The organism is Rhodococcus sp. O3 (assembly GCF_048897285.1).
In the GTDB taxonomy this organism is placed as follows: domain Bacteria; phylum Actinomycetota; class Actinomycetes; order Mycobacteriales; family Mycobacteriaceae; genus Rhodococcus.
Genome location: NZ_JBMBTE010000002.1, coordinates 21,061 through 47,024, shown reverse-complemented (window position 1 = coordinate 47,024; position 25,964 = coordinate 21,061). Strand labels below are relative to the sequence as shown.

Here is a 25,964-nt window from a genome sequence, read left to right as displayed (position 1 = left end):
CCTCAGGAGTTGTCAGTGTCCACTACCGCGCCCTCCGGCACACCCGAAACTTCGGACATTTCGGATCGTGCGCCGCACTGCCTCGTCGAGCAGCGCGGCCACGTGCTCATCGTGACGATGAACCGACCCGAGGCCCGCAATGCCCTGTCGGGCGAAATGATGGCGATCATGACGGAGGCGTGGGACCGCGTCGACAACGATCCCGAGATCCGGGTCGCGATCCTCACCGGTGCGGGCGGCGCGTTCTGCGCGGGCGCCGATCTCAAGGACATGAACAAGTCCGCACCCGGCGACAAGTTCGCCGGTGGCGGCTGGGACCTGTCGAAGCTGCCCGCCCTGCTCAAGGGCCGTCGCCTCACCAAACCGCTCATCGCCGCCGTCGAGGGCCCCGCGATCGCCGGCGGGACCGAGATCCTGCAGGGCACCGACATCCGTGTCGCCGGTGAGAGCGCCAAGTTCGGTGTGTCCGAGGCGAAGTGGGGACTGTTCCCGCTCGGTGGTTCCGCGGTCCGGCTGGTCCGGCAGATCCCCTACACGATCGCCGCGGACATCCTGCTCACCGGTCGCCACCTGAAGGCCGCCGAAGCGAAGGAGATCGGGCTGATCGGTCACGTCGTCCCGGACGGCCGAGCGCTCGACAAGGCCCTCGAGATCGCCGAAACCATCGCGGCCAACGGCCCCCTCGCCGTCCAGGCGATCCTCAAGACCATCCGCGACACCGAGGGCATGCACGAGGAAGAAGCGTTCCGCATCGACGCCGAACTCGGTGCCGCGGTGTTCAAGAGCGCGGACGCGAAGGAAGGCCCCCGCGCCTTCGCCGAGAAGCGTGCGCCGAAGTTCACCGGAGCCTGACACTCCCCTCCCCTCGCCTCGCCTCGCCCGCCTCCGGCGGTCCGAGCGAATGTATCCCTCGTCTCCTTCAATCGAGTGGGTGTACCACTCGCTCACGTGCGGGAGGGTGTCGCGGTCGTGATCCCCGGTTCATTCGCCGGGAATCACGACTCGAACGTGGGGCCGTGGACGCGACCGCGCCAACTCGAAGTGCCGGACCAGCTCGGTCACAACCCGATCCGGGCTGTCCCGAAGTGCGCTGGGCGCGGTCGCCAGGACGATGATGCCCAGACTTTGCATTCTCGTCCGTCGCTCCAGCGTCCTCTTGTAGTCGGCCGGCGAGAGGTGCCATGCGAGCGAGTCGATCTCCCAAGCCATCGCGACCTCGTCGATCCAGCCGTCGGGACGCGCGACGAACCTGCCGTGACCATCGACGACGTCCCGGTTGAACACCATCTCCGGTAACCCACTGCGCAGCCAGAGTTTCCGTGCGTGCACTTCCGGGACCGAATGTACGTTCGCCGCCACCTCCCGCAGCACCTTCCGTGGGAACGCCGAACCTCGGCCGCTGCCGGCCTCGAGTTCCTCCGACAATTGGGGCACCGTCACTGCTCCCCGCTGCACGACTTCGGCGATCAACGCACGCGTCGTGTCCAGCGTCGTGCAGCGGCGTGCCGCATCGAGAACGGCCCGAACGATCGGCGCACAGCGAAGTCCTCGCCGAGCCACGTGTTCCGGCATTCGGCGCGTACGTTCCACCAGCACGAATTCTTTCGATTGGATGCGCTGTTCCGCCGGAAGCAGGATGTGGGCTCCGGATCCGGCGCTGTCGAATCCGTACTCGCGGAGCGCCGCGCGCCCGGTCAGGATCGCTGTTTCACCGCTGTACATCAGCGCCGCGACGGACCGCTGGTGATCCGTCAGCCGCCCGTTCTTCAGGTGGATGATCCCCGGGAGAACGCGCTCCCAGGGACCGCCCGGCCTGCACCTCTGGTGGATTGCCGAACCCGACACCCCGACCCTCCGCAGCGTCGAATCCGCGATGATTCCGTGGTTCGCGATCCTGAGCAACGTCTCGGGGTCCCCTGCCCATTCTCCTCGTCTCATGCGCCGATCATGCGATGCCGTCGTCGGCCTCGAGCCGTCGAGACGCCACTGCCGCAGGATCTGTGGATAGAACGCCCGCCTGTGGACAACGACCCCCCGCTCGGGGCGTCCCCCACCCTCTTCGGCCGAGCGAGTGGTACACCCACTCGATTGAAGGAGACGAGGGATACATTCGCTCGGACCGCCGGAGGCGGAACAGAACATCGGACCGCCGGAGGCGGAACAGGTCAGCCCAGCACGACGTCCGCCAGCGACCTCACGTGGTCGGCATTTCGGCAGGCGACGAGCAGCATCGTCACCCCCGCGTCCTCCCACCGACGCACTCCGTCCCGCACCTCGTCCCGGTTGCCCACGATCATCGTCTCGGCCACCATCTCGTCCGGAATGACCGCGGCCGCTTCGTCTTTGCGACCGGACCGGAACAGCGACGTCACCTCCTCGACGACCGCGTCGTAGCCCATGCGCCGGTAGACCTGGGCGTGGAAGTTCAGTTCGGGGGCGCCCATTCCGCCGATGTACAGGGCCATGATCGGCTTCTGCGCGGCGAGGGTCGCGGCCTTGTCGTCGGTGACGACTACCTGGCAGGTCGCGGCGATCTCGAAGTCCTCGCGGGTGCGCCGGGCGCCGGGACGGGCGAAGCCCTCGTCGAGCCACTTGTTGTACATGGGGGCGAGGCGCGGCGAGTAGTAGATGGCGAGCCAGCCGTCCGCGATCTCCGCGGTGAGCGCCACGTTCTTCGGTCCTTCGGCGCCGAGCCAGATGGGGATGTCGGCGCGGAGCGGATGAGTGATGGACTTGAGCGGCTTGCCGAGTCCGCTCGCGCCCTCACCGGTGTAGGGCATCGGGTAGTGCGGCCCGTCGCTGGTGACCGGTTCCTTGCGTTCCAGGACCTTCCGGACGATCTCGACGTATTCGCGGGTGCGGGCGAGCGGCTTGGCGAACGGTTGCCCGTACCAGCCCTCGACGACCTGCGGGCCGGACACGCCGAGTCCGAGGATGTGCCGGCCGCCGCTGAGGTGGTCGAGGGTCAGCGACGCCATCGCGGTGGCGGTCGGTGTGCGGGCCGACAACTGGACGACGGAGGTGCCCAGGCGGAGTCGTTCGGTCTCGGCACCCCACCAGGCAAGAGGGGTGTACGCGTCCGAACCCCAGGACTCCGCGGTGAAGACGGCGTCGTAGCCCGCGGCTTCGGCGGCGGCAACGAGTTCCGGTGCGTTCGCCGGCGGCTGTGCGCCCCAGTATCCGAGCTGCAATCCCAGTTTCATGTGGCACCTTTCGCGATGGTCGCCGGTGCGGAACCGGCCTGGTCGGACGCTACCCTTGCCTCAAATCCTAGAACCTGTTCTACTCGAAGTTGTGAGCCTGGGAAAGAGCGCGGTTGTCGAGCCACCGCTGAGCGCACCACTGAATCTGAAGTTCGACTACACCCGATCCACCGGACCGACCGTGGGCGCCTTCGTCACCGGTCTGCGCGACGGACGGATCGTGGGGGCACGTGCCTCCGACGGCCGGGTGCTCGTTCCGCCGCCGGAGTACGACCCGGTCACCCACGAGCCGTTGCTCGATTTCGTCGAGGTCGGGCAGACCGGAACGGTCCTCAGCTGGACGTGGAACGCACAGCCGCTTCCGGGCCAGCCGTTCGACCGCCCGTTCGCGTGGGCGTTCATCCGGCTCGACGGCGCCGATTCCTCGATCCTGCACGCGGTGGACGTCGCCTCCCCCGAGGACATCGAGACCGGCATGCGGGTGCGGGTGCGCTGGGCCGACGAGCGCGTCGGCCACATCAACGACATCGCGGCGTTCGAACCCGGTGAGGCCACCGAGACGCCGGCCGCCGACGCGGGCGAGCCGGTCTCGATGATCGTCACCCCGATCGACCTGCACTACAAGCACACCGCCTCCGCCGAGGAGTCCTACTACCTGCGCGGTCTCGCCGAAGGCAAGTTCATCGGCGGCCGCACGGGCCCGGGCGACCCCGTCTACATTCCGCCCCGCGGCTCGAGCCCGACCGACGGCATCCCGACCAAGGAACAGGTGGAGCTGTCCGACAAGGGCACTGTCACCACCTTCTGCATCGTCAACGTCCCGTTCATGGGGCAGCAGATCAAGCCGCCCTACGTCGCGGCCTACGTGCTGCTCGACGGCGCGGACATTCCGTTCCTGCATCTGATCCTCGAGTGCGACGCCGCCGATGTGCGCATGGGCATGCGCGTCGAGGCCAAGTGGCGACCGCGCGAGGAGTGGGGGCACACCCTGCGCAACGTCGAATACTTCCGTCCCACGGGCGAACCCGATGCGGACTACGACACGTTCAAACACCACCTCTAGGGAGCATCGGGAACAATGACAGACATCGCAGTCGTCGGCTTCACCCACGCACCCCACGTGCGTGAGACCACCGGCACCACCAACGGCGTCGAAATGCTCGTCCCGTGCTTCCACGACCTTTACGAGCGCCTCGGAATCACCAAGAGCGACATCGGTTTCTGGTGCTCCGGCTCGTCGGACTACCTTGCCGGACGGGCGTTCTCCTTCATCTCCGCGATCGACGCGATCGGGGCCGTACCGCCGATCAACGAATCGCACGTCGAGATGGACGCAGCCTGGGCCCTGTACGAGGCATGGGTCAAGCTGATCACCGGCGAGGTCGACACGGCCCTCGTGTACGGCTTCGGCAAGTCCTCCGCGGGCAACCTGCGCCGCACCCTCTCCATGCAGCTCGACCCGTACCTGGTCGCGCCGCTCGGCGTCGACTCGCTCGCCCTCGCCGGCCTCCAGGCGCGCTCCGGTCTCGAGTCCGGCAAGTGGACCGAACGCGAGATGGCGGAGATCGCGGTGCGCAGCCGTGCCGCCGCCAAGAACAACCCGAAGTCGCAGATCAGCGGCGATTTCGACGTCGACGACCTGCTCGCGCAGCCGTTCGTCGCCGACCCGCTGCGCAAGCACGACTGTGCGCCCGTCACCGACGGTGCCGCCGCGATCGTCCTCGCGTCCGGAGACCGCGCCCGCGAACTGTGCGAGAACCCGGCGTGGATCACCGGTATCGAACACCGCATCGACTCACCGAATCTCGGCGCCCGCGACCTCACCGTCGCCCCGTCCGCGCAGGCCGCGGCGCACGCGGCGACCGGCGGCGACACCGCCTTCGACATCGCGGAACTGCACGCGCCCTTCACCCATCAGGAACTGATCCTGCGCGAGGCGATCGGCCTGGGCGACTCCACCGTGATCAACCCGTCGGGTGGCCCGCTGACCGGCAACCCGATGTTCTCCGGCGGACTCGAACGCATCGGGTACGCCGCGCAGGCGATCATCGACGGCCGCGCCGGCCGCGCACTCGCACATGCGACGAGTGGTCCTGTACTGCAACAGAATCTGGTAGCCGTTCTGGAGGGACGCAACTGACATGGCCAAACAACCGGCAGCAGTCCTCGGTACGGGACAGACCCACTACGTCGCCAAGCGGCACGACGTCTCGATGGCCGGCCTGGTCCGCGAGGCCATCGACCGCGCGATGCTCGACGCGCAGGTCGGCTGGGACGACATCGACGCCGTCGTCATCGGCAAGGCACCGGACCTGTTCGAGGGTTCGATGATGCCCGAACTCGCGATGGTCGACGCGATCGGCGCGACCGGCAAGCCCATGCTGCGCGTGCACACCGCCGGTTCCGTGGGTGGTTCCACCGCGAACGTCGCCGCGAGCCTCGTGCAGTCCGGCGTGCACCGCCGCGTGCTCGCCGTCGCGTGGGAGAAGCAGTCCGAGTCGAACGCGATGTGGGCACTGTCGACGCCCGTCCCGTTCACGATGCCCGTCGGCGCGGGCGCCGGCGGCTACTTCGCGCCGCACGTGCGCTCGTACATCCGCCGCTCCGGCGCCCCCGAGCACATCGGCGCGATGGTCGCGGTCAAGGACCGTCTCAACGGCGCGAAGAACCCCTACGCGCACCTCAAGCAGCCCGACATCACCCTCGAATCGGTGCAGGCGTCCCAGATGCTGTGGGACCCGATCCGCTACGACGAGACGTGCCCGTCCTCCGACGGCGCATGCGCCATCGTGATCGGCGACGCGGACACCGCCGCGGCCCGCGAATCCGCCGGGCACAAGGTCGCGTGGATCCACGCGACGGCGATGCGCACCGAACCCACCACCTACTCCGGCCGCGACCAGGTGAACCCGGAGGCGGGCCGCGTCGCTGCGGCCGCGCTGTGGAAGGACGCGGGCATCACCGACCCGCTCACCGAGATCGACTGCGGCGAAATCTATGTGCCGTTCTCGTGGTTCGAGCCGATGTGGCTCGAGAACCTCGGGTTCGCCGAGGAAGGCTCCGGCTGGAAGCTCACCGAGGCCGGCGAGACCGCAATCGGCGGTCGCATCCCGCTCAACATGTCGGGCGGCGTGCTCTCGTCGAATCCGATCGGCGCATCCGGCATGATCCGGTTCGCGGAGGCCGCGATCCAGGTGATGGGCAAGGCCGGCGAGCACCAGGTCGACGGTGCACGCAAGGCCCTCGGGCACGCGTACGGTGGTGGCTCCCAGTACTTCTCGATGTGGGTCGTCTCCTCCGAACGTCCGACGCACTAGAAGGGACCGGTCATGGTCAAGTTCACCGTCGGTGTCGCGATGACGCCGCTGGACCAGCTCCCGGGACTCGCGAGAACCGCCGAGGAGTGCGGGTTCTCGTCGATCGCGCTGCCGGATTCGCTGTTCTTCATGGAGAAGCAGACGGTCGACTACCCGTACACGCCGGACGGTTCGCGGATGTGGACCCCGGACACGCCGTGGGTCGATCCGCTGATCGCCGCCGCCGCGATGGGAGCGGTGACCTCGACGATCGGGTTCTACACCCAGGTACTCAAGCTGGGTTCCCGGAACCCGGTGCTCCTGGCCCGGCAGGTCGGGTCGGTCGCCAACCTCACCGGCAACCGCTTCGGATTCGGCGTCGGAATCGGCTGGGCGCCCGAAGAATTCGAGTGGTGTGGCGCGCCGTATGCGAAGCGGGGCAAGCGGGTCGACGAGATGATCGAGGTCATCAAGCTGATCCTCGGCGGCGGTATGGTCGAGCATCACGGCGAGTTCTTCGACTTCGACCGGTTGCAGATGAGCCCGGCGCCGAGCAAGCCCGTGCCGTTCTACATCGGCGGGCACACCGACGTGGCGTTGCGTCGCGCAGCGCGCGTCGGTGACGGCTGGACCTCGGCGATGATCAAGTTCGACGACCTGACCGCCGTGATCGACCGCCTGCGAGTGCTGCGCGCCGAGTACGGCCGCAGCGACCTTCCGTTCGAGATCCAGGCGGTGTCCGTCGACCGGTTCGGTTCGTCCGGTTACGCCGAACTCGCCGACGCCGGGGTCACCGACATCATCGTGGTGCCGTGGATCTTCGACGGCCACGGTTTCGACTCTCCGCTCGAGGCGAAACAGGAGTCTTTGCATCGCTTCGCCGACAAGTACATTCACGGAAGGAACGCGGTATGAGCGAGGAGCATCCCGCCCGGATCGCGGCGCGTGCGTCGCAGGCCGCGGCCAGTGCCCGCCGCAAGGACGAGTGGCTGGCGCTGTTCGCCGAGGACGGCTGCGTCGAGGACCCGGTCGGCCCGTCCGGTTTCGATCCGGAGGGTAAGGGCCACCGCGGCCGGGAGGCGATCTCCGCGTTCTACGACATGACGATCGCGAACACCGAGAAGCTCGAGTTCCTCATCGACGACGTGCTGGTGTGCGGCGACGAGTGCGTCAACATCGGCACGATCCGGACCACGCTGGCCGGCACCGTCATCGACGCCGAGGGCGTGTTCGTGTACCGGACCGACGGCGACGGGAAGATCGCGTCGCTGCGCGCGTTCTGGGAGGTCGAGCGGGCCATGAAGACGGCTCGCCCCGTCGAGTAGCCGGTATTCTCGGCCCATGACCGTGGCCGGGATCGTTCTCGCTGCAGGGGACGGCTCGCGGTTGGGTGGTCGCGCGAAAGCGCTTCTGCCCCACCGCGGCCGTCCCCTGTTGCATACCGTCGTCGATGCGCTGCGGGAGGGCGGTTGCGACGAGGTCGTCGTGGTCGTCGGCGCCTACGGAGAGGACGTCGCCGCACAGTGCGGCCCCGACGTGACGATAGTGCGCAATCCGCTTTGGGCGGAAGGGATGTCGACGTCGCTGCGGGCGGGCGTCGGTGCGTCGTCCGGGCACGCGACGGTGGCGTTGACCGTGGTGGATTTCCCCGGAATCACCGCCGAACTCGTGCACACCGTGCTGTCGGAACACGAGCCCGGGACGGTGACGCTGCCGGTGTTCGGCGACCGGCCGGGGCATCCCGTCGTGTTCGACCGCTCCGACGCGGTTGCCGCCGCCGCGCAGGCCACCGGCGACGAGGGCGCCCGGTCGTTCCTGGCACGCAACCGCGACCGCGTGCGACGTCTCGACTGCTCGTCCCTCGCCGACGCGGCGGACATCGACACTCCCGAGGACCTGCATCTTCTGGACGACCCCCGGAACGGATGATGGGTGCCTCTCCGCTCGACGACGGAGAGGCACCCATCACCGGGAGCCGCGGGGGTCAGTGCTTGACGGGGCAGCCACCCTGGGTCTTGTAATCGACCTGGAATTCCTTGATGCCGTTGAGCCACGCAGAGCGCAGTCGCTTCGGGTCGGCGACCTTGGTGATGTCCGGGACGAGGTCGGCGATCGCGTTGAAGATGATCTCGATCTCCATGCGGGCCAGGTTCGCGCCGAGGCAGAAGTGCGCGCCGGTGCCGCCGAAAGCCAAGTGCGGGTTGGGATCACGCAGGATGTTGAACTCCCGCGGGTTCTCGAACACCTCTTCGTCGTTGTTCGCCGACGCGTACAGCATCACGACACGGTCGCCCTTGCGGATCGTCTGGCCGCCGAGTTCGGTGTCCTCGAGGGCGGTGCGCTGGAACGAGGTGACCGGCGTGGCCCAGCGGATGATCTCGTCGACCGCGGTCTTCGGACGATCACGCTTGAAGATCTCCCACTGCTCGGGATGCTCGAGGAACGCGAGCATGCCGTGCGTGGTGGCGTTGCGGGTGGTCTCGTTGCCGGCGACCGCGAGGACGATGAAGAAGAATCCGAACTCCTCGGGCGAGAGTTCGTCGCCGTCGATGTCCGCCTCGATGAGCTTGGTGACGATGTCGTCGGCCGGGCATTCCTTACGGGCCGCCGCCATCTGGTAGGCGTAGCCGAGGACCTCCATCGACGCCATGGCCGGGTCCGCGGTGTTCTCCGGATCGTCGTAGCCGGTCATCTGGTTCGACCACTCGAAGATCTTGGTGCGGTCCTCCTGTGGCACACCGATCAGGTCGGCGATGGCCTGCAGCGGAAGTTCCGCCGCGATCTGGGTGACGAAGTCGCCGTTGCCTTCCTTGGCGGCGGCTTCGACGATCGTGCGGGCGCGGCGCTCGAGGTCCTCGCGCAGTGCGTTGATGGCGCGGGGGGTGAAGCCGCGGGCGACGAGCTTGCGGAGCTTGGTGTGTTCCGGGGCGTCCTTGTTGAGCAGGACGTGGCGCTGCAGTTCGATGTTGGCGCGCTCCATGTCGTCGGCGAAGCGCGGGATCGCGGTGTTCTCCCAGTTCGAGAACACGTCGCTGCGGCGGGAGACCTCGCGGACCTCCTCGTGTCGGGAAACGACCCAGAAGCCTTCGTCGTGGAAACCACCCTTGTCGGGGGACTTCTTGTTCCACCAGACCGGCGCCGTGCGACGCAGCTCGGCGAACTCTTCGAACGGCATGCGCCCTTCGTAGAGGTCGGGGTCGGTGAAGTCGATGTCTTCGGGAATGTTGGGCTGCGCCACCACTGAACTCTCTCCTACCCTGGCCGGTACATCACACACCCGTGATGTGGAACACGTTCTAGATCCATTCAAACACAGGCGAGCCGCAAGACCAAGGAATCCGTGGCTCCCGGTCACTCGGACACGCCTTGTCCTCCTTGGGAACCTGTTCTATTTTGCGAAGACAGGAGCAGAAAGGAGCCCGCCGTGGGCACACCAGTCATCGTCGAGGCGGCACGCACCCCGATCGGCAAGCGCGGCGGATGGCTCGCCGGTCTGCACGCCGCCGAGATCCTCGGGGCCGCGCAGAGCGGACTCGTCGAACGCGCCGGCATCGACCCGATGCTCGTCGAGCAGGTCATCGGCGGCTGCGTCACCCAGGCCGGTGCCCAGTCGAACAACATCACCCGCACCGCCTGGCTGCACGCCGGACTGCCCTGGCAGACCGGCGCCACGACCGTCGACTGCCAGTGCGGTTCCGCGCAGCAGGCCAACCACATGATCGCCGGTCTCATCGCGACCGGTGCCATCGACGCCGGCATCGCCTGCGGTGTCGAGGCCATGTCTCAGGTTCCGTTGGGCGCCAACGTCGGTGAGCACGCCGGGCCGCGTCGTCCCGCGTCCTGGAACATCGACATGCCCGACCAGTTCGGCGCCGCAGAGCGGATCGCGCGTCGCCGCGGTATCACCCGCGAGGACGTCGACGCGCTCGGTGTGCGCTCGCAGGCCCTGGCCAAGCAGGCGTGGGAGGAGGGCCGCTTCGACCGCGAGGTGCTGCAGGTCGTCGCGCCCGTCGTCGACAAGGAAGGCAACCTCACCGGCGAGAAGCAGACCGTCACCCGCGACCAGGGTCTGCGCGAGACGACCGCCGAGTCGCTCGCGAAGCTGAAGCCGGTCGTCGAGGGTGGCGTGCACACCGCCGGCACGTCGTCGCAAATCTCCGACGGTGCCGCCGCGGTGCTGCTCATGGACGAGGCGAAGGCGAAGGCACTGGGCCTGAAGCCGCGGGCCCGCATCGTCGCGCAGGCCCTCGTCGGCGCCGAACCCGAGTTCCACCTGGACGGTCCCGTGCAGGCCACCGCGAAGGTCCTGGAGAAGTCCGGGATGAGCATCGGCGACCTGGACCTGTTCGAGGTCAACGAGGCGTTCGCGTCGGTGCTGCTGTCGTGGGCGCAGGTCCACGGGCCGGACATGGACAAGGTGAACGTCAACGGTGGTGCGATCGCGCTCGGCCACCCGGTCGGCTCGACCGGTTCGCGGCTGATCACGACCGCGTTGCACGAGCTCGAGCGGCGCGACGCGTCGACGGCGCTCATCACGATGTGCGCCGGCGGCGCCCTCGCAACCGGCACCATCATCGAGCGGATCTGACGTGAGCACGACACCCGCCGCACCGCCCGGTCTGGATTCGAAGTGGACCGTCTCGATCATCAAGTGGATGTCACGGGCGAACGTGAAGGCCTATCGCGCCACCGGCGGCAGGCTCGGCGGAAAGTGGCGGGTGGGCAGTGCTTTTCCGTGGGGCATCCCGGTGTGCCTGCTGACCACGACGGGCCGCAAGACCGGTCGGCCGCGCACGCTGCCTTTGCTGTTCCTCGAGGACGGCGACCGCGTCGTGCTCGTCGCCTCGCAGGGCGGGCAGCCCAAACATCCCCTGTGGTACCGCAACATCCAGGCGAACCCGGAGGTGACGATCCAGATCCGGTCGCGGGTGCGGACGATGCGCGCCCGCGTCGCGACACCGGAGGAGCGTGCCGAATACTGGCCGAGACTCGTTGAGATGTATCCGGATTTCGACAAGTACCAGTCCTGGACGGAACGCACGATCCCGGTCGTCGTGTGTGATTGAACCTTCGCCTCTTCCCCCTGGGCCGGAACCGGCAATACTGGAGGAAGTTCTGCCCGCTCTCGAGAAGGGATGTCACCAGTGACAACCACCAACCATGATCAGGTACTCGATCGTCGTGAGATCGCCGCGGCCCTGCTGCGCGCGCTCGAACGACGCCACGAGGTCCTCGATGCCATCGTCGAGAGCGATGATCGATCCGACGCGATCGCCATGATCGCGCAGCTGCTCGACACGAACGAGCAGTGTGCGGAGGCCGTGCTCAATCTGCCGTTCCGGCGGTTGACGAAGGCCGAGCGCAAGAAGATCCGCGCGGAGCTCGAGGATCTCGACGCAGTGCTCACCTGGACGCCGGCCGAACGGCCCTACGCGACGGGTGCGCATTTCCGGATGCGGCCGATCTGCGACAGCGCCGCGGATACGGAGCTGTTCAAGGAACGTTGTGCCGAACAGCTCGACGACTCCAGCGACGAAAGGATCGCGCGCGAACGCGCTGCGGCGGCCGAACGCATCGACGACGAGACGGCGATGTGGCTCGTGGCGGAGGATTTGACCGGGGACGAGCCCAAGCCGGTCGGATTCGCGTTCGGTGAGCTGACCGGGCACGAGGTGGAGGTCCGCATCTGGGTCCGCCCCGAGCTGCGCAAGCAGGGCTACGGCACCGCGACCCTCAAGCAGGCCCGCACCGAGCTGGCCGCGTACTTCCCGGGTTCGACGCTGATCATCCGCACCCCCGCATAGCCCGTGCTCGTGCGCGGTTCCGGTAGCCACCGCCACCGGAACCGCGCACGCGTCGTTCAGGCGCCGTAGACCGGGGTCGGCGGCTGAGATCCGGCGATGAGCTTCTCGACGACCGGGCCGAGTTCCTTCGGATCCCAGCGCTCGCCCTTGTCGACGACCTCGCCGTGACGCCAGCCGTCGGCCACGGACACCTTGCCACCCTCGACCTCGAAGACGCGGCCGGTGATGTCCTTGGATTCGGCGCTGCCGAGCCACACGACCAGCGGCGAGACGTTCTCCGGCGCCATCGCGTCGAAGCCCTCCTCGGGCGCGGCCATCATCTCGGCCATCGCGCCGCCGGCACCGACGGTCATGCGGGTCCGCGCGGACGGCGCGATCGCGTTGACGGTGACGCCGTAGCGGCCGAACTCGGCGGCGGCCTGGATCGTCAGGGCCGCGATGCCGGCCTTGGCGGCGGCGTAGTTGCCCTGGCCGATGCTGCCCATCAGCCCCGCGCCGGAGCTGGTGTTGATGATCCGGGCGTCGACGGGATTGCCGGCCTTGGACTCGCTGCGCCAGTACGTCATCGCGTGCCGCATCGGCGCGAAATGACCCTTGAGGTGCACGCGGATGACCGCGTCCCACTCCTCTTCGCTCATGTTCGCGAGCATGCGGTCGCGGAGGAATCCGGCGTTGTTGACGAGAACGTCGAGGCGGCCGAAGTTGTCGAGCGCGGTCTTGATCAGGTTCGCGGCGCCGTCCCAGTCGGCGACGTCGTCGCCGTTGACCACGGCTTCACCACCGGCCGCGCGGATCTCCGCGACGACCTGTTCCCCGGGGGTCTCCCCGGTCGCCGACCCGTCGCTGCCGACACCGATGTCGTTGACCACGACCTTGGCGCCTTCCGCGGCGAATGCCAGCGCGTGGGCCCTGCCGAGCCCCCGCCCGGCGCCTGTCACGATGACGACGCGACCGTCCAGCAGTCCACTCACTTTGCCTCCTTCGTTCGTGCCGCTGCCAGGTAGGCAGGGCGTTCGCCGCCGCCGTGGACGGTCAGTGTGGATCCGCTGACGTACGCCGCCAGCGGGGATGCGAGAAATGCGGCGCAGTTGCCGATGTCGTCCGGGGTGGCCAGCCGGCCCGCCGGGACGGTCGCGCCGACGGCGGCGATACCTTCCTCGTCGCCGTAGAACAGGTGCGACTGTTCGGTGTCGACCATGCCGACCACGACCGAGTTGACCCGCACCTTCGGTGCCCATTCGACGCCGAGCGTCGTCGAGAGGCTGTCGAGGCCCGCCTTCGCGGCACCGTAGGCCGCGGTGCCGGGTGTCGGGCGGTGCGCGCTCACGCTCGAGATGTTCACGATCGAGCCGCCGCTGTCCTGCTGCTGCATCACCGCGTTCGCAGCCTGCGCAACGATCAGCGGCGCGAGCAGGTTGAGTTCGACGATCTTGGCGTGGAACTTGGGGCTGGCGTCGGCGGCGAGCGCGAAGGGTGAGCCACCGGCGTTGTTGACCAGCACGTCGAGCCTGCCGTGGCGGGCCACGATGGTGTCGACGAGTTCACGCACCCGATCCGGGTCACGCACGTCGCATTCGAGGAATTCGGCGGTGCGGCCGTCGATTTCGATGTTCTGCTCGGGCCGGTTCCGCGCGCACGTCACGACCGTCGCGCCTGCCCGCAGGAACGTCCGGGTGATGCCGGCGCCGACCCCACGTACGCCTCCGGTGATCAGCACAATTGCGCCGTCGAGTCCCAGATCCATCCGTGCCTCCACTCCGATTGATGCCCCATATTCCGGGGGCGCACTCAGGAACTTACCAAGCAATCGCTTGGTTTGTTAAGGCCGGTGTGTACTTCAGGCGGTCAGGACCGCCGAAAGGGCACACGGGCGGCTACGCCGCGAGATTCACCAACAGCAGGCGGCAGCTGCGCCTGATGTCGCTTTCGGCCTCCTCGAGGCTCGATCGGCCGTTGAGGTGCGCGATGATGACGCCGTACCAGAGCATCGACAGCAGCCGCAGCACGTCGCGGTCCGCGTCGGTGGGATCGGTGATGCCGGCGGCGTCGAGAACGATGCTCTGGAACTGCTCCTCGATCTTGACCGAGTCGGGTACCGCACCGGCGGCCGCGGTGCTGTTGGACTGCAACATCGCCAGCGCCAGCGACGGGTGCGCGACGAGTTCGCGGGTCATCTCGATCAGCGCCTCGCAGATCGCGTCCTGCGCGGACAGACCACGATCGGGCGCCGGGTTACGCCGGTACCGGGCGAACCGTTCGAGCCGATGCAGCATCACACCCACGAACAGGTGCGTCTTCGACGGGAAGTACCGGTAGAGCGTTCCGATCGCCACGCCGGCCCGCTTGGCGACCTCGGTCATCTGCACGTGCGCGAGATCGTGTTCGGTCGCGAGGTGCGCAGCCGCGTCCAGAATGCGGACGTGCCGCTCCCGCTGGTCCGCCGAAGACGGTTCGGCGCCGTCCCGCGCCACACCGATCCTGGGCATTGTCGCTCCCCTTTCCGTTCCGATCGCGACCGATTGTCCCATCGAGCAGGCCCTGGAGGGTCGTTCCGGCGCGCGGTAACACGAGCGTCCACCGAGCGGGAATCGGCCGCGGATCACTCGCCTGGCCCGCCGGGACCGGCGACGTGTGCGTCGCGGGGATCACGACATGATGGTCGGCCGGACCGTCGAGTTCGGATGTCTCGACGGCCCGGCCGATGCTGTTCTACCGCGGCGCGTTCGGAATCCGCGACCGCCGGCGAATCCTGGTCAGGCCACGCCCGCGGCGAGGAGGTCGCGGGCGTCGGCGCGACCGTCGAGGACGCGCGCGATGCGCAGTTTCACCTGCCACCGGCCATCCGCACGCACCAGTTCCCACCGGTTCGCGGTCACACGCTTGACGCGGAAACCCTTGTCCGTGTTGAGGATCAGCTGCGAATGGCAGGTGACAACCGCGGTGTCCCCGTCGATTCGAATGTTCAACGGATCGAGCAGATGGCCGCAGCCGCCGTGGATGTAGCCCTGGTGCGCCTCGGAACGCACCATCGCCATGATCGCGTCACGGCCCCGGTAAGCACCCGAATCGACTTCGTACACCCCGTCCTCGGTCCACAGCGCGCCGACCGCCTCGGCCGAGCCGCTGTCCACGGCCGGCCCGTAGGTCGTGATGAGCTGCTGGATCGCGAGGGTGTCCTCGAGCAGTTCGACGCGTCGGACGAGTTGCTCGACGAGTGTGGTCTGGTCGGTCATCGCCACTCCCTACGCTTGCGCGCTCGGCGGCGCGAACGCGGCGAGCGGTTCGGAACCGGACCAGTCGTGGCCCCAGTAGCTGTCTGCGGTGATCTCTTCGGCGGTGTAGAACGTCTCGTCGACGAGCGTGCCCTCGGTGCCGAACTCGATGTCCCAGCCGCCGGGGGCCCGCACGTAGAACGAGATCATCTTGTCGTTCGTGTGGCGGCCGAGTGTCGAGGAGATCGAGAAGCCCAGCGCACGAACACGATCGAGAGCCTGCCCGACCGCGTCGAGAGTCTCGACCTCGAGCATCAGGTGCACCAGGCCGGGCTGCTCGCTCGGCGGCGCCGGGCACAACGCGAGGCTGTGGTGGCGCCGGTTGACACCGAGGAACCGGACCCGCCGCGCCGGCGGCGGTGCCGACGGACCGCCGACGCGCATCGCGCCGCGCGGCAGGAAGCCGAGGACCTCGGTGTAGAACTCGTACACCCGGTCGAACCGGAAGCACGGCAGCACGACGTGCCCGAGTCCTTCCTCGCCGGTGTGGAACCGGCTCGCGAACGGGGTCACGACCGGGCTGTGGTCGAGCACCGGGCCGAAGAACACCTCGACGCGGGTGCCGCCCGGATCGTCGAACGCGATGACCTGCTCGGCGTCGCGGTACAGCGACTCCTGTTCCGACAGCACCTCGACGGCGATGCCGGCCTTCTCCACGGCCTCGCGCACCCGCTCGAGCGCGAACTGGTCGCGGACCTCCCAGCCGACGGCGAGTGCCTTGTCGGTCTCGCCGGGCAGCACGATCAGGCGTGCGCGGCGCTCGTCGATCCGCAGGTACAGCCCGTCCGGTTCCGGTCCGGAGCCGACCGCCATGCCGAGCCCGTCGACGACGAGTTCACGCCACCGGGCGATGTCTGTGGTCTGGATCCTGAGATATCCCAGGCCCCTGATGTCCGTCATTGTTCGATGTTCCTTCGTGACAGGTGGATTCGGCGATCAGATCATCGAGCGCATCATGCCCTGCGGCTCTTCGCCCAGCTGGGTGAGCGTGGCCGCGTGGAAGATCGAGCCGGGCACGTGGATGGCGTGGCTCAGGCCCGCGTGGGCGTCGCGCCAGAACCGCTGCAGCGGATTGGTGAGCTGCAGCGCACCGCCACCGGCCCGCGCGAAGATCTCGTCGACGGCGCGCACGGCACGCCAGGCCGCGGCGGTCTGGGTGCGCCGGCCGATGGCCCGCATCTCGAACGTGACCTCCTTCCCCTGCTCGGTCAGGTCCCAGAAACGATCGACGGTCTCGAGGATCGCGGCGCGCGACGCGGCGATCTCGGCGGCCGCGTCACCGAGCGCGGACAGCACGTACGGGTCCTGCTTGATCGCGGTGCCGGACACCGTCACCCGCGACTTCTGCGTTTCGATGTAGCAGTTGAGGGCGCCTTCGGCGATGCCGATCAGCGACGAGGTGATACCGAGCGGGAAGATGCACGAGAACGGGAACCGGTACAGCGTCTCGTCGCGTCCGGCATCCTTCCAGGCGACACCACCCATGACACGTTCGGCGGACAGCGTCCGGTACTCGGGCAGGAAGGCGTTCTCGATGACGAGGTCCTTCGACCCGGTGCCGCGCAGGCCCACGACGTTCCAGCTGTCGTGGTCGATGGTGTAGTCCGAGCGCGGCACCAGCACGTGCAGGGACTTCGGCGGGCTCAGCCGGTTGCCGTCCTTGTCGCCGAGCGCGGCACCGATCATGACCCAGTTGCAGTGGTCGGTGCCGGACGAGAAGGACCAGCGGCCGTTGAGGATGTAGCCGCCGTCGACGGGGGTGGCGACACCCATCGGCGCGTACGGCGAGGCGATCCACGTGTCGGGATCCTCGCCCCACACCTCCTGCTGGGCCTTGGGGTCGAAGAACGCCATCTCCCAGGGGTGCACGCCGACGATGCCGGAGACCCAGCCGGTTGCACCGTCCATGGCGCCGAGAGCCATTGCCGTCTCGGCGAATTCGCGCGGGTGCGCTTCGAGGCCGCCGAACTCGGCGGGCTGGAGCATCCGGATGACTCCGGAGTCCCGCAGTCGCTTGGCGCTGCGATCGGTCAGGCGCATCAGCTTGTCGCCTTCGGCGCCGTCGGCGCGGATCTCGTCGGCGAACGGGGTGAGCGAATCGAGAACCTGTCCCATGATCTTCCGGCTTTCTGTATGGCGCCCGGGTGATCGGGGCGGACGTCCGTGGGAGTCGCGCCCGCCGAGCGGGATCGAAGTGGGGTGAGCGGTATCGCTCACGCGTCCTTGCGGTTGAGGAAGGCGAGGACGGTGGCGAGCCACGCGTCGCGGGCCTCGATCATCGTCCAGTGCCCGCAGTTCGGGAAAACGTGCAGTTCGCCGTTGCGCAGCTCGCGCATCGGGAGCATCGCCATGTCGACGGGGCTGACGCGATCGTCGCGTCCCCACGTGATGAGGGTCGGTGCGGTGATCTTGCCGAGTTGCGCCCAGTAGGGGGTTTCGGTGGACGCGAGCGCGGCGCGGGCACCGGCTTGGAACGCGGCCGTGCTGTACATCCGGCGGGCGATCTCGAGCGTCTTGGGTTCGGTGGCGAGTTCCCAACGCTCCTGGATCAATTCGTCGGTGATGACGGCGGGGTCGTACACCATCGAGTGGAGCCAGCGGACGAGCTTCTCCCGCGTCGGGTCGTCGGTGAATTCCATCAGCAGCCGGATGCCCTCACCGGGCGACGGCGCGAACACCGACCGGCCGGCCCCGCCGATCGTGACGAGCTTGTGCACCCGGTCGGGTTCGGCGATGGCGAACTGGGTTCCGACGATGCCGCCCATCGAGTTTCCGATGATCGAGACGCGGTCGAGGCCGAGGGCGTCGAGGAAGTCGGTCACCGCGTGACGGGCCATCACCATGGGATGACCCGCGCACGGGTCGCTGACGCCGAAGCCGGGGAATTCGAGGACGAGGCAACGGAAGTGCTCGGCAAGATCGGCGAGCACACCCCGGTAGTTGCGCCATCCGGTCACACCCGGACCGGAGCCGTGCAGCAACAGCAGGGGCGGTCCGTCACCGGCTTCGTGGTATCGGAGCACACCACGGTCCGTCGTGATGGATCGCGCGGTCTCCTCGTAGCTCAGTTCCGTCGTCATGACCGGTACATTCCCAGCGACACCGGCACCGTGTGCGCAGGCTCCCGGTGAACGGGACCCGTTGCTAGGCCCATGCTCCGGCTCCACCGGCGACGAACTGCTCGGCCGTGTCGGGAACCGTGAAGGACACGGAATCGTCGGCGAGACGACGCGCGCGGCGCGGCGTCCCCAGCTCGGGGTAGAGCATGCGCGAGACGTCGCGCGCGGCGTCGGCGACGAGTGGTGCGATGCGGTCGAGGTGACCGGGACGAGTCGGGCCGCACAGCGAGATGCCCGCGACCGGGCCCTGGGGGCTGCGGACGGGCGCGCCGACGCATGCCATGCCGGCCATCGCCTCGCCGGTTTCGAAGGCCAGCCCGTGCCGCTGCCGGATCCGGCCCAGTTCGCGGTGCAGTACCCCGAGGTCGGAGATGGTGCGGTCGGTGCGGCGCGGCAGGCCGGCGCTGTACAGCGCGTCGACGTGCTCGGGCTGCAGGCCGGCGAGGATGGCCTTGCCGCACGCGGTCGCGTGGGCGGACACGCGGCCGCCGACGCGGGAGGTCAGGGTGGCGGCGAGCTGCCCGCCGACCTTGTCGAGATAGACGATCTCGTTGCGGTCGAGGACCGCGAGATGTGCGACCATCCCGGTCTGCAGGTGCAGTTCGTGGAGCAGCGGCGCCGCCGCCTCGCGGATGCGGCCGTGGCCGTTGTCCCCGGCGCCGAGCGACTTGGCGCGGCGGCCGAGACAGTAGCCGAACGACGCGTGGTCGACCCATTCGAGCCGGACCATCTGGTCGAGGATGCGGTGGACGGTCGAGCGGGGCAGCCCGGTGCGGCAGGCCACCTCTTCGAGGGTGAGCCGGGAGGAGGCGTTGTCGAAGGCGTCGAGGATCAGTGTCATGCGCTCGACCATGGAGGCGGGCAGTTCGCGCTGCGGCGCCGACGATCCCCGGGCCGACTCCGATGTCGTCTTGTATTCCCCTGTAGCAGCATCGAATTCGGGCATCGACGTAACCTCCTCCAACCCCTCGGACCGAGGGAGACCCCAAGAGACTGAAATTCATTCTTGTGACCGACCTAACAAGTATCACCGATCGGGCCATGATTGACAACATCCCACTGATCAGGAAGCACACCGGACACCCGTTCCCCGACCGGTAGAACGGTCGGGAAGGACGATCACGCGCTTCACCCCCGCGCCGCCGCCCGGGCGCGCGCCGGGTTCGCGTACGAGGGGTTCGATCGCATGTACATAGGTGTCACATCCCCCGTGGTCATCGACCACCCCGCCTCCCGCGCCGAATGGGAGCGCCACGCCGGCATCGACGAACTCGCGCGCGTCGCCGAGACTGCCGATCGCCTCGGCTACCACCACGTCACGTGCAGCGAACACGTCGCCGTCCCCACCCGGATCGCCGCCGAACGCGGCGGCGTCTACTGGGACCCGCTCGCGACCTTCGGATACCTCGCGGCACGCACCCGCCGGATCAGGCTCAACACCCGGGTGCTCGTACTCGGCTACCACCATCCCCTCGAGATCGCCAAGCGGTACGGCACCCTCGACGCCGTCAGCGGCGGCCGGCTGATCCTCGGCCTGGGCGTCGGCAGCCTCGAGGAGGAATTCGCACTGCTCGGGGCGCCCTTCGAGGACCGCGGCGCCCGCGCCGACGAAGCACTCCGCGCCCTGCGCACCGGACTGTCGACCCCGAATCCCGAGTTCCACGGCACCTACTACGACTATGCGGACGTCGAGGTACGCCCGCACGCGGTGCAGCCGCGGGTGCCGTTCTGGATCGGTGGCCGCACCGCACGGTCGCTGCGTCGCGCGGTCACGCTCGGCGACGGCTGGCTGCCGTTCGGTCTCACCGTGCAGCAGATCGACGAAATGCTGCGCAAGGTGGATCCACCGGCGGGATTCGACGTCGTCCTCGACACCGGCCGCCCGCTCGATCCGCTCGGCGACCGCGACGCCACACTGCGGGCCCTCGAACGACGCCGCGCGATCGGCGCCACGATCGTGAGCTCGACCTTCGCCTCCACCGGCGCGGAGCACTACTGTGATCAGCTCGCGGCGCTGCGCGAGATCGCCGGCGAGGCCGGGGCCGAATTCGAATCCGATTCTCCGCACACATCTTCCGATCTCGACGAAAGCTCCCGATAACGCATGACGAGAACCCTGTCCCCGCTCTTCCGCCCCCTGACGGTGCGCTCGCTCGAGCTGCCCAACCGCATCGTGATGTCGCCGATGACCCGGTCGCACTCCCCCGGCGGCGTGCCGGGACCCGACGTCGCCGAGTACTACCGCCGTCGCGCCGCCGGCGGTACCGGCCTGATCGTCACCGAGGGCGTCGCGATCGACCATCCGACGGCCGTCGACAACCCGCGGGTCCCGCGGATGCACGGCGACGACGCCCTCGACGGGTGGCGGCACGTCGTCGACGCCGTCCACGCCGAGGGTGGCCGGATCATCCCGCAGCTGTGGCACGTCGGGCCGCTGTGGGGGGCGATGACCAGCAAGGTCGACCCCGCGCTGACGCCGATGCGCCCGTCGGGTGTGTGGGGCGAGCCCGGTGTCACGACCTATTCGGACGAGTACGTCGCGCAGGCCTCGCGGCCGTGCCGGCCGATGACCGACGACGACATCGCCGACGTCATCTCCGCCTACGCGCGCGCGGCGCGGGCCGCGCTGGACGTCGGGTTCGACGGGGTCGCGCTGCACGGCGGCCACGGCTACCTGCTCGACGCGTTCCTGTGGGCGAGCACCAATCGCCGCGACGACGAGTGGGGCGGCGACTTGCGAAGACGTACCAGGTTCCCGGCTGCGGTGGTCGCGGCGATCCGCGCAGAGATCGGCGAGGACGCGCCGATCTTCTTCCGGTTCTCGCAGCACAAGCAGCAGGACTACACCGCGCGCATCGCGGAGACCCCGGACGAGCTGGGCACGATCCTCGGCGCGCTCGCCGACGCGGGGGTCGACGTGTTCGACGCGAGCATCCGCCGCTTCGACGTCGCCGCGTTCGAGGGCAGCGCCCTGTCGCTCGCGGGGTGGGCGAAGAAACTCACCGGCGCGATGTCGATGGCCGTCGGCAGCGTCGGTATCGCGACCACGCTGCGGGAGACCCGCCTCGGCGTGGCCGCACCGTCCCGCGACAACCTTCCGGAACTCGAGCGCCGGCTCGCCGCAGGCGAGTTCGATCTCGCCGCGATCGGGCGTCTGCATCTCGCCGATCCGCAACTCGCCACGATCCTGCGTGCCGGTGGTCCGCTCCCCGAATTCGATCAGGGCGTGCACGCGCGCACCCTGACCTGACCCCCGCACCCGTGCGCGTTTTCGGTAGTCGGAACTACCGAAAACGCGTACGGGGCAGTGGGGTTCGCTCAGTCCGCGGTTCGCCGCGGGATCATCACCGTGAGCACGATGGCCACGACCGTGCAGATCACGATCATGGCGCCGACGAGGTTCAGGCCGGTGACCGTCATCGCGCCCTGCGACGTGACCGTCGCGGCCAGGATCATTGTCGCGAGCGACGTACCGACGCCCTGACCCGCCATCCGCAGCACGGTCTGGGTGCCGGTCGTCTCGCTGGTGTTGCGTTCCGGCACGGACTCGACGACGAGGATCGGCAGCGCGGTGTACGCGAACGCCGTCGCGACCGACACCACGACCACCATCGCGGTCATCGCGAGTTCCGAACTGTGCGCGGTCAGCATCACGACGACACCGACGACGAACAGCGCGCTGCCGAGCAGCATCGACATCCGCGCGCCCACGGCCGCGGCGATCCGGCCGCTGATCGGCGTGCACGCGAATCCGAACAGCGAACCGATGAACGACAGCCACCCGGCGTGCGTCGCGGACAGACCCAGCCCGAACGACCCGGTCGTCGGGGACTGCATCACGATCGGGATGATCATGGTCACCACGCCCAGCGGACCCATCGCGATCGCGAGCGTCGCGAGCATCGTCAGGGAGAACTTGCGATCGGCGAACAGGCTCACGCTGATGAGGGGGTTCCGGACCTTCAGTTCCCACCGCACGAGCAACGCGAGCCCGGCGAGGCCACCGATGACGAGCGCGAGGAACCGCGGGTCGGACCAGCCCCACGCGCCGACCTTGTTGATGCCCAGCAGGACCGCGGCGACCGATGCGGCGAACAGGACGGCGCCGATGTAGTCGATCGCCTCCTTCGTTCCCTTCGGGCGACGCCAGGGCAGGACGAACAGCACGAGGAACAACGCGAACAGCGAGTAGGCAGCAGCGACCACGAAGATCATGTGCCAGCTCGCGTAGTCGATGAGCAGCCCGGCGACGAGCAGCGAGGCGGCACCGGCGGTCACCGCGGTGCCCGAGATCAACGCGACGGCGACGGGTACACGCGCGGGGGGAAGGTGCTCACGTGCCAGGCCTATGCACAGCGGCAGGATCGCGCCGGCCACACCCTGGATCGTCCGGCCGACGATGATGCTGCCGAGGCTGTCGCCCAGGGCGCTGATGAGCGAACCGAGGGCTGCGAGGGCGAGCAGGACGACGAGCACGCGTTCGCGGCCGTACATGTCGCCCAGCCGGCCACATGCGGCCGCGGACGCCGCGGCCACCAGGAGGAACGACGTGACGGCCCACCCGACCGTGGTGGCGTCGCTGCCGAAATCCTTGATGAGCGTGGGGATCGCGGCGTACATCATCGATGTTTCGAATGCGCTGATGATCTCGACGGCGATCAGCACCGCCACGATCACCCAGAATGGACGTTGGCGGGCGTAACGCCCCTTGGCCGGCGGATCGGGAATCAGAGGTTCGACTCGAGTCGCATCGGAAGTCACAGATTCGGTTCCAGACTTTTCGGCGCACCGCGTATTGCGGTACGCGGGTGAGGGGGAGGGAGGGGAACGACGGTCGGCACTGCGGCCGACAACCGTGTCCCACATCACTTTCCCGTCCCGAATGTGTCTGTCGCCCAATCGGTCTCGCTCAGCGGGAACAAGAAAAGGAAGACGCCCAACGTATGTCGTGGACGTCTTCCTCGAAACTTCTCGTGCGGGGCAGGTCAGCGGTTCAGCAGCGCGCGCATCGCCTCGGCCGCGCCACGGACCAGCGCGTCGCGCGGGAATCCGCTGCGCTTGACCGCAGCCTTGTAGTTGCCGCCCGCAACCCACACCGGGCCGTCGGCCAGGTGCTCGAGACCTTCGCGCGCGACGTCCTCCGGCTCGGACACGAGCATGCCCGGCACGTCGAAGTTCAGCCCGGCACGTTCCATCGCGGGGGTGCGGGTGACACCGAGGACCAGTTCGAGGACATCGACGCCGTACGGCGCGAGCTCGAGCCACAGGCTCTCCGCGAACACCCGGCTGAACGCCTTCGACGCCGCGTAGATGCTCTGATGCTCCGAACCCATGTACCCGGCGAGGGATCCGAGCAGCATGATCCCGCCGCGACCCATGTCCTTCATGCGCGCCCCGAACAGGTGCGCGAGCTCGACCTGCCGGTGCACGTTCAGATCGATGACGCCGCGGAAACCGTCGAGGTCGCCGGTGACGAACTCGTGGCCGTAACTGTTGGCGCCGGCGTTGAAGATGAACAGCCCCACCTCGAGATCCGCAGTGGCCGTGCGGATCTGCTCGACGGCGTCTTCGGCGAGCAGATCCAGTGCGAGCGTGCGCACCTCGACGCCGTGCTCGCGTACCGCGGCGGCGGTGTCCTCGAGCGGCCCCGGCTTGCGGGCGATCAGCAGCAGATCGAACCCGGCGCGGCCGAGTTCGTCGGCGAAGGCAGCGCCGACTCCCTCGGAGCCACCGGCAATCACCGCCCACTTGCCGTAACGGGCACTGTCGATCTGCAGGGTTTCGCTCATCACTGTCCTTCGGATTCCGTTGTTACGCGAGCCGACACGAATCGGATCGAACTACTGGAGGATCGGGCCGGGTATGGGCGCGTCGTCGACGACGTCGATCAGTCCCTCGGTTGCGGCGCGGATCAGGCCGGCCTCCAACGCCGAACACGTCAGGACCGGTGCACCCGGGCGGTGACCCGGTCCCGACGCGTTGCCGAGCTCATGACAGCGGCTGCGCGCCTGCGCATTCCACTGCACCTCGGTGTGCTCCCAGCTGTTCTTCCGCACGAGCACCTGGGCCTGGCATTCACTGCACCGCAGGGGCTGCATCCGTGTCCGCCTTCGCCGCGCGGGCCGCCCGGGCGGCGACGTTCGCTTCGACTTGCTTCATCCACGCCGCGACCGGACGCGTGGTGTCCATCTCGAACTCGAACCGGTCGGTCATCTCGCGGGTCACGTCCGCGACGTCGACGTAGAACTGCTCGTACCAGCGGCGCAGCTGGTAGACCGGGCCGTCCTCCTCGCACAGCAGCGGGTTCTCGATCCGGGTCTTGTTCTTCCAGATCTCGATGTCCTGCTCGAAACCGCGCGCGATGAAATCACCGAACTTCCGGGCGGTTTCGAGAGCGACGTCGTCGGGCAGCTGCGGCGACTTCTTGACGATCATGCCGTACATGAGCACGAACTTGTCGGCCGACACCGGGTAGTGGCAGTTGAGCAGCACCGACTCGACGTCGTAGCCCTCGTAGCAGTACTTCAGGTCGTCGATCATGAACGACGGGCCGAAGTACGACGCGGTGGACTCGTTGCCGAGGAGCTTCGGCTGTCCCGGCGTGTTCGGGCGCATGTCCTCGCGGGCCTGACCGTGCATGACCTGGGTCGCGACGTGGCCTTCGAACACGTTCTTGAAGTACGTCGGGAACGAGTAGTGCACGTAGAAGAAGTGCGCCATGTCGACGATGTTGTCGATGATCTCGCGGCAGTTCGTGTCGACCTCGGTGGTGTACCAGACCCACTCGGTCCACTCGTCGGTCAGCGCGCCCTCGATGCGCGGGATGGTGACCTCCGCCGGCGGCGGGTTGCCCTCGGGGTCGTGCCAGACGAACAGCAGTCCGTCCTGGTCGAGGGTGCGCCACGCGCGGGTCTTCGCGAGCGGCGGGACCCGGCGGGCGTAGGGAATGTTGGTGCACTTGCCCTTGCCGCCCCAGCGCCAGTCGTGGAACGGGCAGGCGATGTCGTCGCCCTTGACCGTTCCCTGGCTGAGGTCGCCGCCCATGTGCCGGCAGTACGCGTCGAGGACCTGAAGTTCCCCGGCGGTGTCGGCCCACACGACGAGTTTGGTGCCGAACGCCTCGACAGAATGCGGCTTCCCGTCCCGGAAGCTCTCCGCCAGACCGAGGCAGTGCCAGCCGCGGGCGAAGCGGGTGGGAGCGGTACCGGTGACGATCTCGCGGATATCGGAAGTACCGGTGGTTTCCAAGCTCACGGCTGGCCGTCCTTTC

At 68.3% G+C, this 25,964-nt stretch carries 27 protein-coding genes; 12 read left to right on the top strand and 15 right to left on the bottom strand.

Features of this window, described 5'->3' with window-relative positions; all coding sequences use genetic code 11:
* Positions 1–15 precede the first annotated feature (15 nt).
* A complete protein-coding gene (locus tag ACN675_RS01235) occupies positions 16–852 on the top strand; it encodes a crotonase/enoyl-CoA hydratase family protein (protein WP_420749173.1) in 837 nt (278 codons plus the stop codon).
* 129 nt (positions 853–981) lie between these two features.
* On the opposite strand, the gene ACN675_RS01230 is transcribed toward ACN675_RS01235, so the two are convergent.
* Together ACN675_RS01230 and ACN675_RS01225 are read right to left on the bottom strand one after the other, a co-directional pair.
* The gene (locus ACN675_RS01230) at positions 982–1,938 is read right to left on the bottom strand and encodes a hypothetical protein (RefSeq protein ID WP_420749172.1); all 957 of its coding nucleotides are present in this window, start codon (positions 1,936–1,938) and stop codon (positions 982–984) included.
* A 227-nt stretch (positions 1,939–2,165) separates the two neighbouring features.
* Entirely contained in the window at positions 2,166–3,203 is a 1,038-nt protein-coding gene (locus ACN675_RS01225) for an LLM class F420-dependent oxidoreductase (protein ID WP_420749171.1), read from the bottom strand.
* 91 nt (positions 3,204–3,294) lie between these two features.
* On the opposite strand from ACN675_RS01225, the gene ACN675_RS01220 reads away from it, so the two are divergent.
* From ACN675_RS01220 to ACN675_RS01195, 6 genes are read left to right on the top strand one after another with little or no spacing between them, the layout of a single operon-like run.
* The gene (locus tag ACN675_RS01220; protein WP_420749170.1) at positions 3,295–4,266 is read left to right on the top strand and encodes an OB-fold domain-containing protein; all 972 of its coding nucleotides are present in this window, start codon (positions 3,295–3,297) and stop codon (positions 4,264–4,266) included.
* Between the two features lie 15 nt (positions 4,267–4,281).
* On the top strand, positions 4,282–5,343 hold the full coding sequence (locus tag ACN675_RS01215; protein ID WP_420749169.1) for a thiolase domain-containing protein: 1,062 nt from the start codon (positions 4,282–4,284) through the stop codon (positions 5,341–5,343).
* A 1-nt stretch (position 5,344) separates the two neighbouring features.
* Positions 5,345–6,520 carry a thiolase domain-containing protein gene (locus tag ACN675_RS01210; RefSeq protein ID WP_420749168.1) on the top strand — a complete coding sequence of 392 codons (1,176 nt, stop codon included), beginning with the start codon at positions 5,345–5,347 and terminating at the stop codon, positions 6,518–6,520.
* A 12-nt stretch (positions 6,521–6,532) separates the two neighbouring features.
* Positions 6,533–7,414 (top strand): TIGR03619 family F420-dependent LLM class oxidoreductase, encoded by an 882-nt coding sequence (locus tag ACN675_RS01205; protein ID WP_420749167.1) that lies wholly within the window; start codon positions 6,533–6,535, stop codon positions 7,412–7,414.
* The gene (locus ACN675_RS01200) at positions 7,411–7,824 is read left to right on the top strand and encodes a nuclear transport factor 2 family protein (protein WP_420749166.1); all 414 of its coding nucleotides are present in this window, start codon (positions 7,411–7,413) and stop codon (positions 7,822–7,824) included. Before ACN675_RS01205 ends, ACN675_RS01200 begins: the two co-directional genes overlap by 4 nt.
* A gap of 16 nt (positions 7,825–7,840) precedes the next feature.
* Positions 7,841–8,428 (top strand): nucleotidyltransferase family protein, encoded by a 588-nt coding sequence (locus ACN675_RS01195; RefSeq protein ID WP_420749165.1) that lies wholly within the window; start codon positions 7,841–7,843, stop codon positions 8,426–8,428.
* Positions 8,429–8,483: 55 nt separating this feature from the next.
* On the opposite strand, the gene ACN675_RS01190 is transcribed toward ACN675_RS01195, so the two are convergent.
* Entirely contained in the window at positions 8,484–9,737 is a 1,254-nt protein-coding gene (locus tag ACN675_RS01190; RefSeq protein WP_420749164.1) for a cytochrome P450, read from the bottom strand.
* Between the two features lie 186 nt (positions 9,738–9,923).
* Between ACN675_RS01190 and ACN675_RS01185 the strand changes: the two genes are divergently transcribed.
* The 3 genes from ACN675_RS01185 (at position 9,924) to ACN675_RS01175 (ending at position 12,303) form a co-directional block, all read left to right on the top strand.
* Positions 9,924–11,087 carry a steroid 3-ketoacyl-CoA thiolase gene (locus tag ACN675_RS01185; protein WP_420749163.1) on the top strand — a complete coding sequence of 388 codons (1,164 nt, stop codon included), beginning with the start codon at positions 9,924–9,926 and terminating at the stop codon, positions 11,085–11,087.
* 67 nt (positions 11,088–11,154) lie between these two features.
* Positions 11,155–11,565 carry a nitroreductase family deazaflavin-dependent oxidoreductase gene (locus ACN675_RS01180; protein ID WP_420749287.1) on the top strand — a complete coding sequence of 137 codons (411 nt, stop codon included), beginning with the start codon at positions 11,155–11,157 and terminating at the stop codon, positions 11,563–11,565.
* A 78-nt stretch (positions 11,566–11,643) separates the two neighbouring features.
* Positions 11,644–12,303, top strand: a complete 660-nt coding sequence (locus tag ACN675_RS01175; protein ID WP_420749162.1) for a GNAT family N-acetyltransferase — start codon at positions 11,644–11,646, stop codon at positions 12,301–12,303.
* Positions 12,304–12,359: 56 nt separating this feature from the next.
* Here ACN675_RS01175 and ACN675_RS01170 read toward each other — a convergent pair whose 3' ends face one another.
* The 8 genes from ACN675_RS01170 to ACN675_RS01135 form a co-directional block, all read right to left on the bottom strand.
* Positions 12,360–13,274 (bottom strand): SDR family oxidoreductase, encoded by a 915-nt coding sequence (locus ACN675_RS01170; protein ID WP_420749161.1) that lies wholly within the window; start codon positions 13,272–13,274, stop codon positions 12,360–12,362.
* Positions 13,271–14,047 carry an SDR family oxidoreductase gene (locus ACN675_RS01165; protein ID WP_420749160.1) on the bottom strand — a complete coding sequence of 259 codons (777 nt, stop codon included), beginning with the start codon at positions 14,045–14,047 and terminating at the stop codon, positions 13,271–13,273. The genes ACN675_RS01170 and ACN675_RS01165 overlap by 4 nt, the downstream gene beginning before the upstream one ends.
* 130 nt (positions 14,048–14,177) lie before the next feature.
* Positions 14,178–14,789 carry a TetR family transcriptional regulator gene (locus ACN675_RS01160; protein ID WP_420749159.1) on the bottom strand — a complete coding sequence of 204 codons (612 nt, stop codon included), beginning with the start codon at positions 14,787–14,789 and terminating at the stop codon, positions 14,178–14,180.
* Positions 14,790–15,056: 267 nt separating this feature from the next.
* Positions 15,057–15,536 (bottom strand): nuclear transport factor 2 family protein, encoded by a 480-nt coding sequence (locus tag ACN675_RS01155; protein WP_420749158.1) that lies wholly within the window; start codon positions 15,534–15,536, stop codon positions 15,057–15,059.
* A gap of 9 nt (positions 15,537–15,545) precedes the next feature.
* The gene (locus ACN675_RS01150) at positions 15,546–16,475 is read right to left on the bottom strand and encodes a VOC family protein (RefSeq protein WP_420749157.1); all 930 of its coding nucleotides are present in this window, start codon (positions 16,473–16,475) and stop codon (positions 15,546–15,548) included.
* Between the two features lie 36 nt (positions 16,476–16,511).
* The gene (locus ACN675_RS01145) at positions 16,512–17,690 is read right to left on the bottom strand and encodes an acyl-CoA dehydrogenase family protein (RefSeq protein WP_420749156.1); all 1,179 of its coding nucleotides are present in this window, start codon (positions 17,688–17,690) and stop codon (positions 16,512–16,514) included.
* 98 nt (positions 17,691–17,788) lie between these two features.
* On the bottom strand, positions 17,789–18,655 hold the full coding sequence (locus tag ACN675_RS01140) for an alpha/beta fold hydrolase (protein ID WP_420749155.1): 867 nt from the start codon (positions 18,653–18,655) through the stop codon (positions 17,789–17,791).
* A 64-nt stretch (positions 18,656–18,719) separates the two neighbouring features.
* Positions 18,720–19,547, bottom strand: a complete 828-nt coding sequence (locus ACN675_RS01135; RefSeq protein ID WP_420749286.1) for an IclR family transcriptional regulator — start codon at positions 19,545–19,547, stop codon at positions 18,720–18,722.
* A gap of 333 nt (positions 19,548–19,880) precedes the next feature.
* Between ACN675_RS01135 and ACN675_RS01130 the strand changes: the two genes are divergently transcribed.
* A complete protein-coding gene (locus ACN675_RS01130; RefSeq protein ID WP_420749154.1) occupies positions 19,881–20,795 on the top strand; it encodes an LLM class F420-dependent oxidoreductase in 915 nt (304 codons plus the stop codon).
* Positions 20,796–20,798: 3 nt separating this feature from the next.
* Positions 20,799–21,944, top strand: a complete 1,146-nt coding sequence (locus tag ACN675_RS01125) for a 12-oxophytodienoate reductase (RefSeq protein ID WP_420749153.1) — start codon at positions 20,799–20,801, stop codon at positions 21,942–21,944.
* Between the two features lie 68 nt (positions 21,945–22,012).
* On the opposite strand, the gene ACN675_RS01120 is transcribed toward ACN675_RS01125, so the two are convergent.
* The 4 genes from ACN675_RS01120 to ACN675_RS01105 all read right to left on the bottom strand — a co-directional run bounded on the left by ACN675_RS01120 (position 22,013) and on the right by ACN675_RS01105 (position 25,948).
* Complete coding sequence (locus ACN675_RS01120; protein ID WP_420749285.1) at positions 22,013–23,371, bottom strand: MFS transporter; 1,359 nt, start codon at positions 23,369–23,371, stop codon at positions 22,013–22,015.
* A 308-nt stretch (positions 23,372–23,679) separates the two neighbouring features.
* Positions 23,680–24,483 (bottom strand): SDR family NAD(P)-dependent oxidoreductase, encoded by an 804-nt coding sequence (locus ACN675_RS01115; protein ID WP_420749152.1) that lies wholly within the window; start codon positions 24,481–24,483, stop codon positions 23,680–23,682.
* A 51-nt stretch (positions 24,484–24,534) separates the two neighbouring features.
* Positions 24,535–24,792, bottom strand: coding sequence for a hypothetical protein (locus ACN675_RS01110; protein ID WP_420749151.1), 258 nt, complete (start codon positions 24,790–24,792; stop codon positions 24,535–24,537).
* A complete protein-coding gene (locus ACN675_RS01105; RefSeq protein WP_420749150.1) occupies positions 24,770–25,948 on the bottom strand; it encodes a Rieske 2Fe-2S domain-containing protein in 1,179 nt (392 codons plus the stop codon). Before ACN675_RS01105 ends, ACN675_RS01110 begins: the two co-directional genes overlap by 23 nt.
* Positions 25,949–25,964 lie beyond the last annotated feature (16 nt).

Coding starts and splice junctions, on each gene's coding strand:
- ACN675_RS01230 (WP_420749172.1), bottom strand. CDS start 1,938: ATGAGACGAGGAGAATGGGCAGGGGACCCCGAGACGTTGCTCAGGATC.
- ACN675_RS01225 (WP_420749171.1), bottom strand. CDS start 3,203: ATGAAACTGGGATTGCAGCTCGGATACTGGGGCGCACAGCCGCCGGCG.
- ACN675_RS01215 (WP_420749169.1), top strand. CDS start 4,282: ATGACAGACATCGCAGTCGTCGGCTTCACCCACGCACCCCACGTGCGT.
- ACN675_RS01210 (WP_420749168.1), top strand. CDS start 5,345: ATGGCCAAACAACCGGCAGCAGTCCTCGGTACGGGACAGACCCACTAC.
- ACN675_RS01205 (WP_420749167.1), top strand. CDS start 6,533: ATGGTCAAGTTCACCGTCGGTGTCGCGATGACGCCGCTGGACCAGCTC.
- ACN675_RS01200 (WP_420749166.1), top strand. CDS start 7,411: ATGAGCGAGGAGCATCCCGCCCGGATCGCGGCGCGTGCGTCGCAGGCC.
- ACN675_RS01195 (WP_420749165.1), top strand. CDS start 7,841: ATGACCGTGGCCGGGATCGTTCTCGCTGCAGGGGACGGCTCGCGGTTG.
- ACN675_RS01180 (WP_420749287.1), top strand. CDS start 11,155: ATGTCACGGGCGAACGTGAAGGCCTATCGCGCCACCGGCGGCAGGCTC.
- ACN675_RS01165 (WP_420749160.1), bottom strand. CDS start 14,047: ATGGATCTGGGACTCGACGGCGCAATTGTGCTGATCACCGGAGGCGTA.
- ACN675_RS01160 (WP_420749159.1), bottom strand. CDS start 14,789: ATGCCCAGGATCGGTGTGGCGCGGGACGGCGCCGAACCGTCTTCGGCG.
- ACN675_RS01155 (WP_420749158.1), bottom strand. CDS start 15,536: ATGACCGACCAGACCACACTCGTCGAGCAACTCGTCCGACGCGTCGAA.
- ACN675_RS01150 (WP_420749157.1), bottom strand. CDS start 16,475: ATGACGGACATCAGGGGCCTGGGATATCTCAGGATCCAGACCACAGAC.
- ACN675_RS01145 (WP_420749156.1), bottom strand. CDS start 17,690: ATGGGACAGGTTCTCGATTCGCTCACCCCGTTCGCCGACGAGATCCGC.
- ACN675_RS01140 (WP_420749155.1), bottom strand. CDS start 18,655: ATGACGACGGAACTGAGCTACGAGGAGACCGCGCGATCCATCACGACG.
- ACN675_RS01135 (WP_420749286.1), bottom strand. CDS start 19,547: ATGGTCGAGCGCATGACACTGATCCTCGACGCCTTCGACAACGCCTCC.
- ACN675_RS01130 (WP_420749154.1), top strand. CDS start 19,881: ATGTACATAGGTGTCACATCCCCCGTGGTCATCGACCACCCCGCCTCC.
- ACN675_RS01125 (WP_420749153.1), top strand. CDS start 20,799: ATGACGAGAACCCTGTCCCCGCTCTTCCGCCCCCTGACGGTGCGCTCG.
- ACN675_RS01115 (WP_420749152.1), bottom strand. CDS start 24,483: ATGAGCGAAACCCTGCAGATCGACAGTGCCCGTTACGGCAAGTGGGCG.
- ACN675_RS01110 (WP_420749151.1), bottom strand. CDS start 24,792: ATGCAGCCCCTGCGGTGCAGTGAATGCCAGGCCCAGGTGCTCGTGCGG.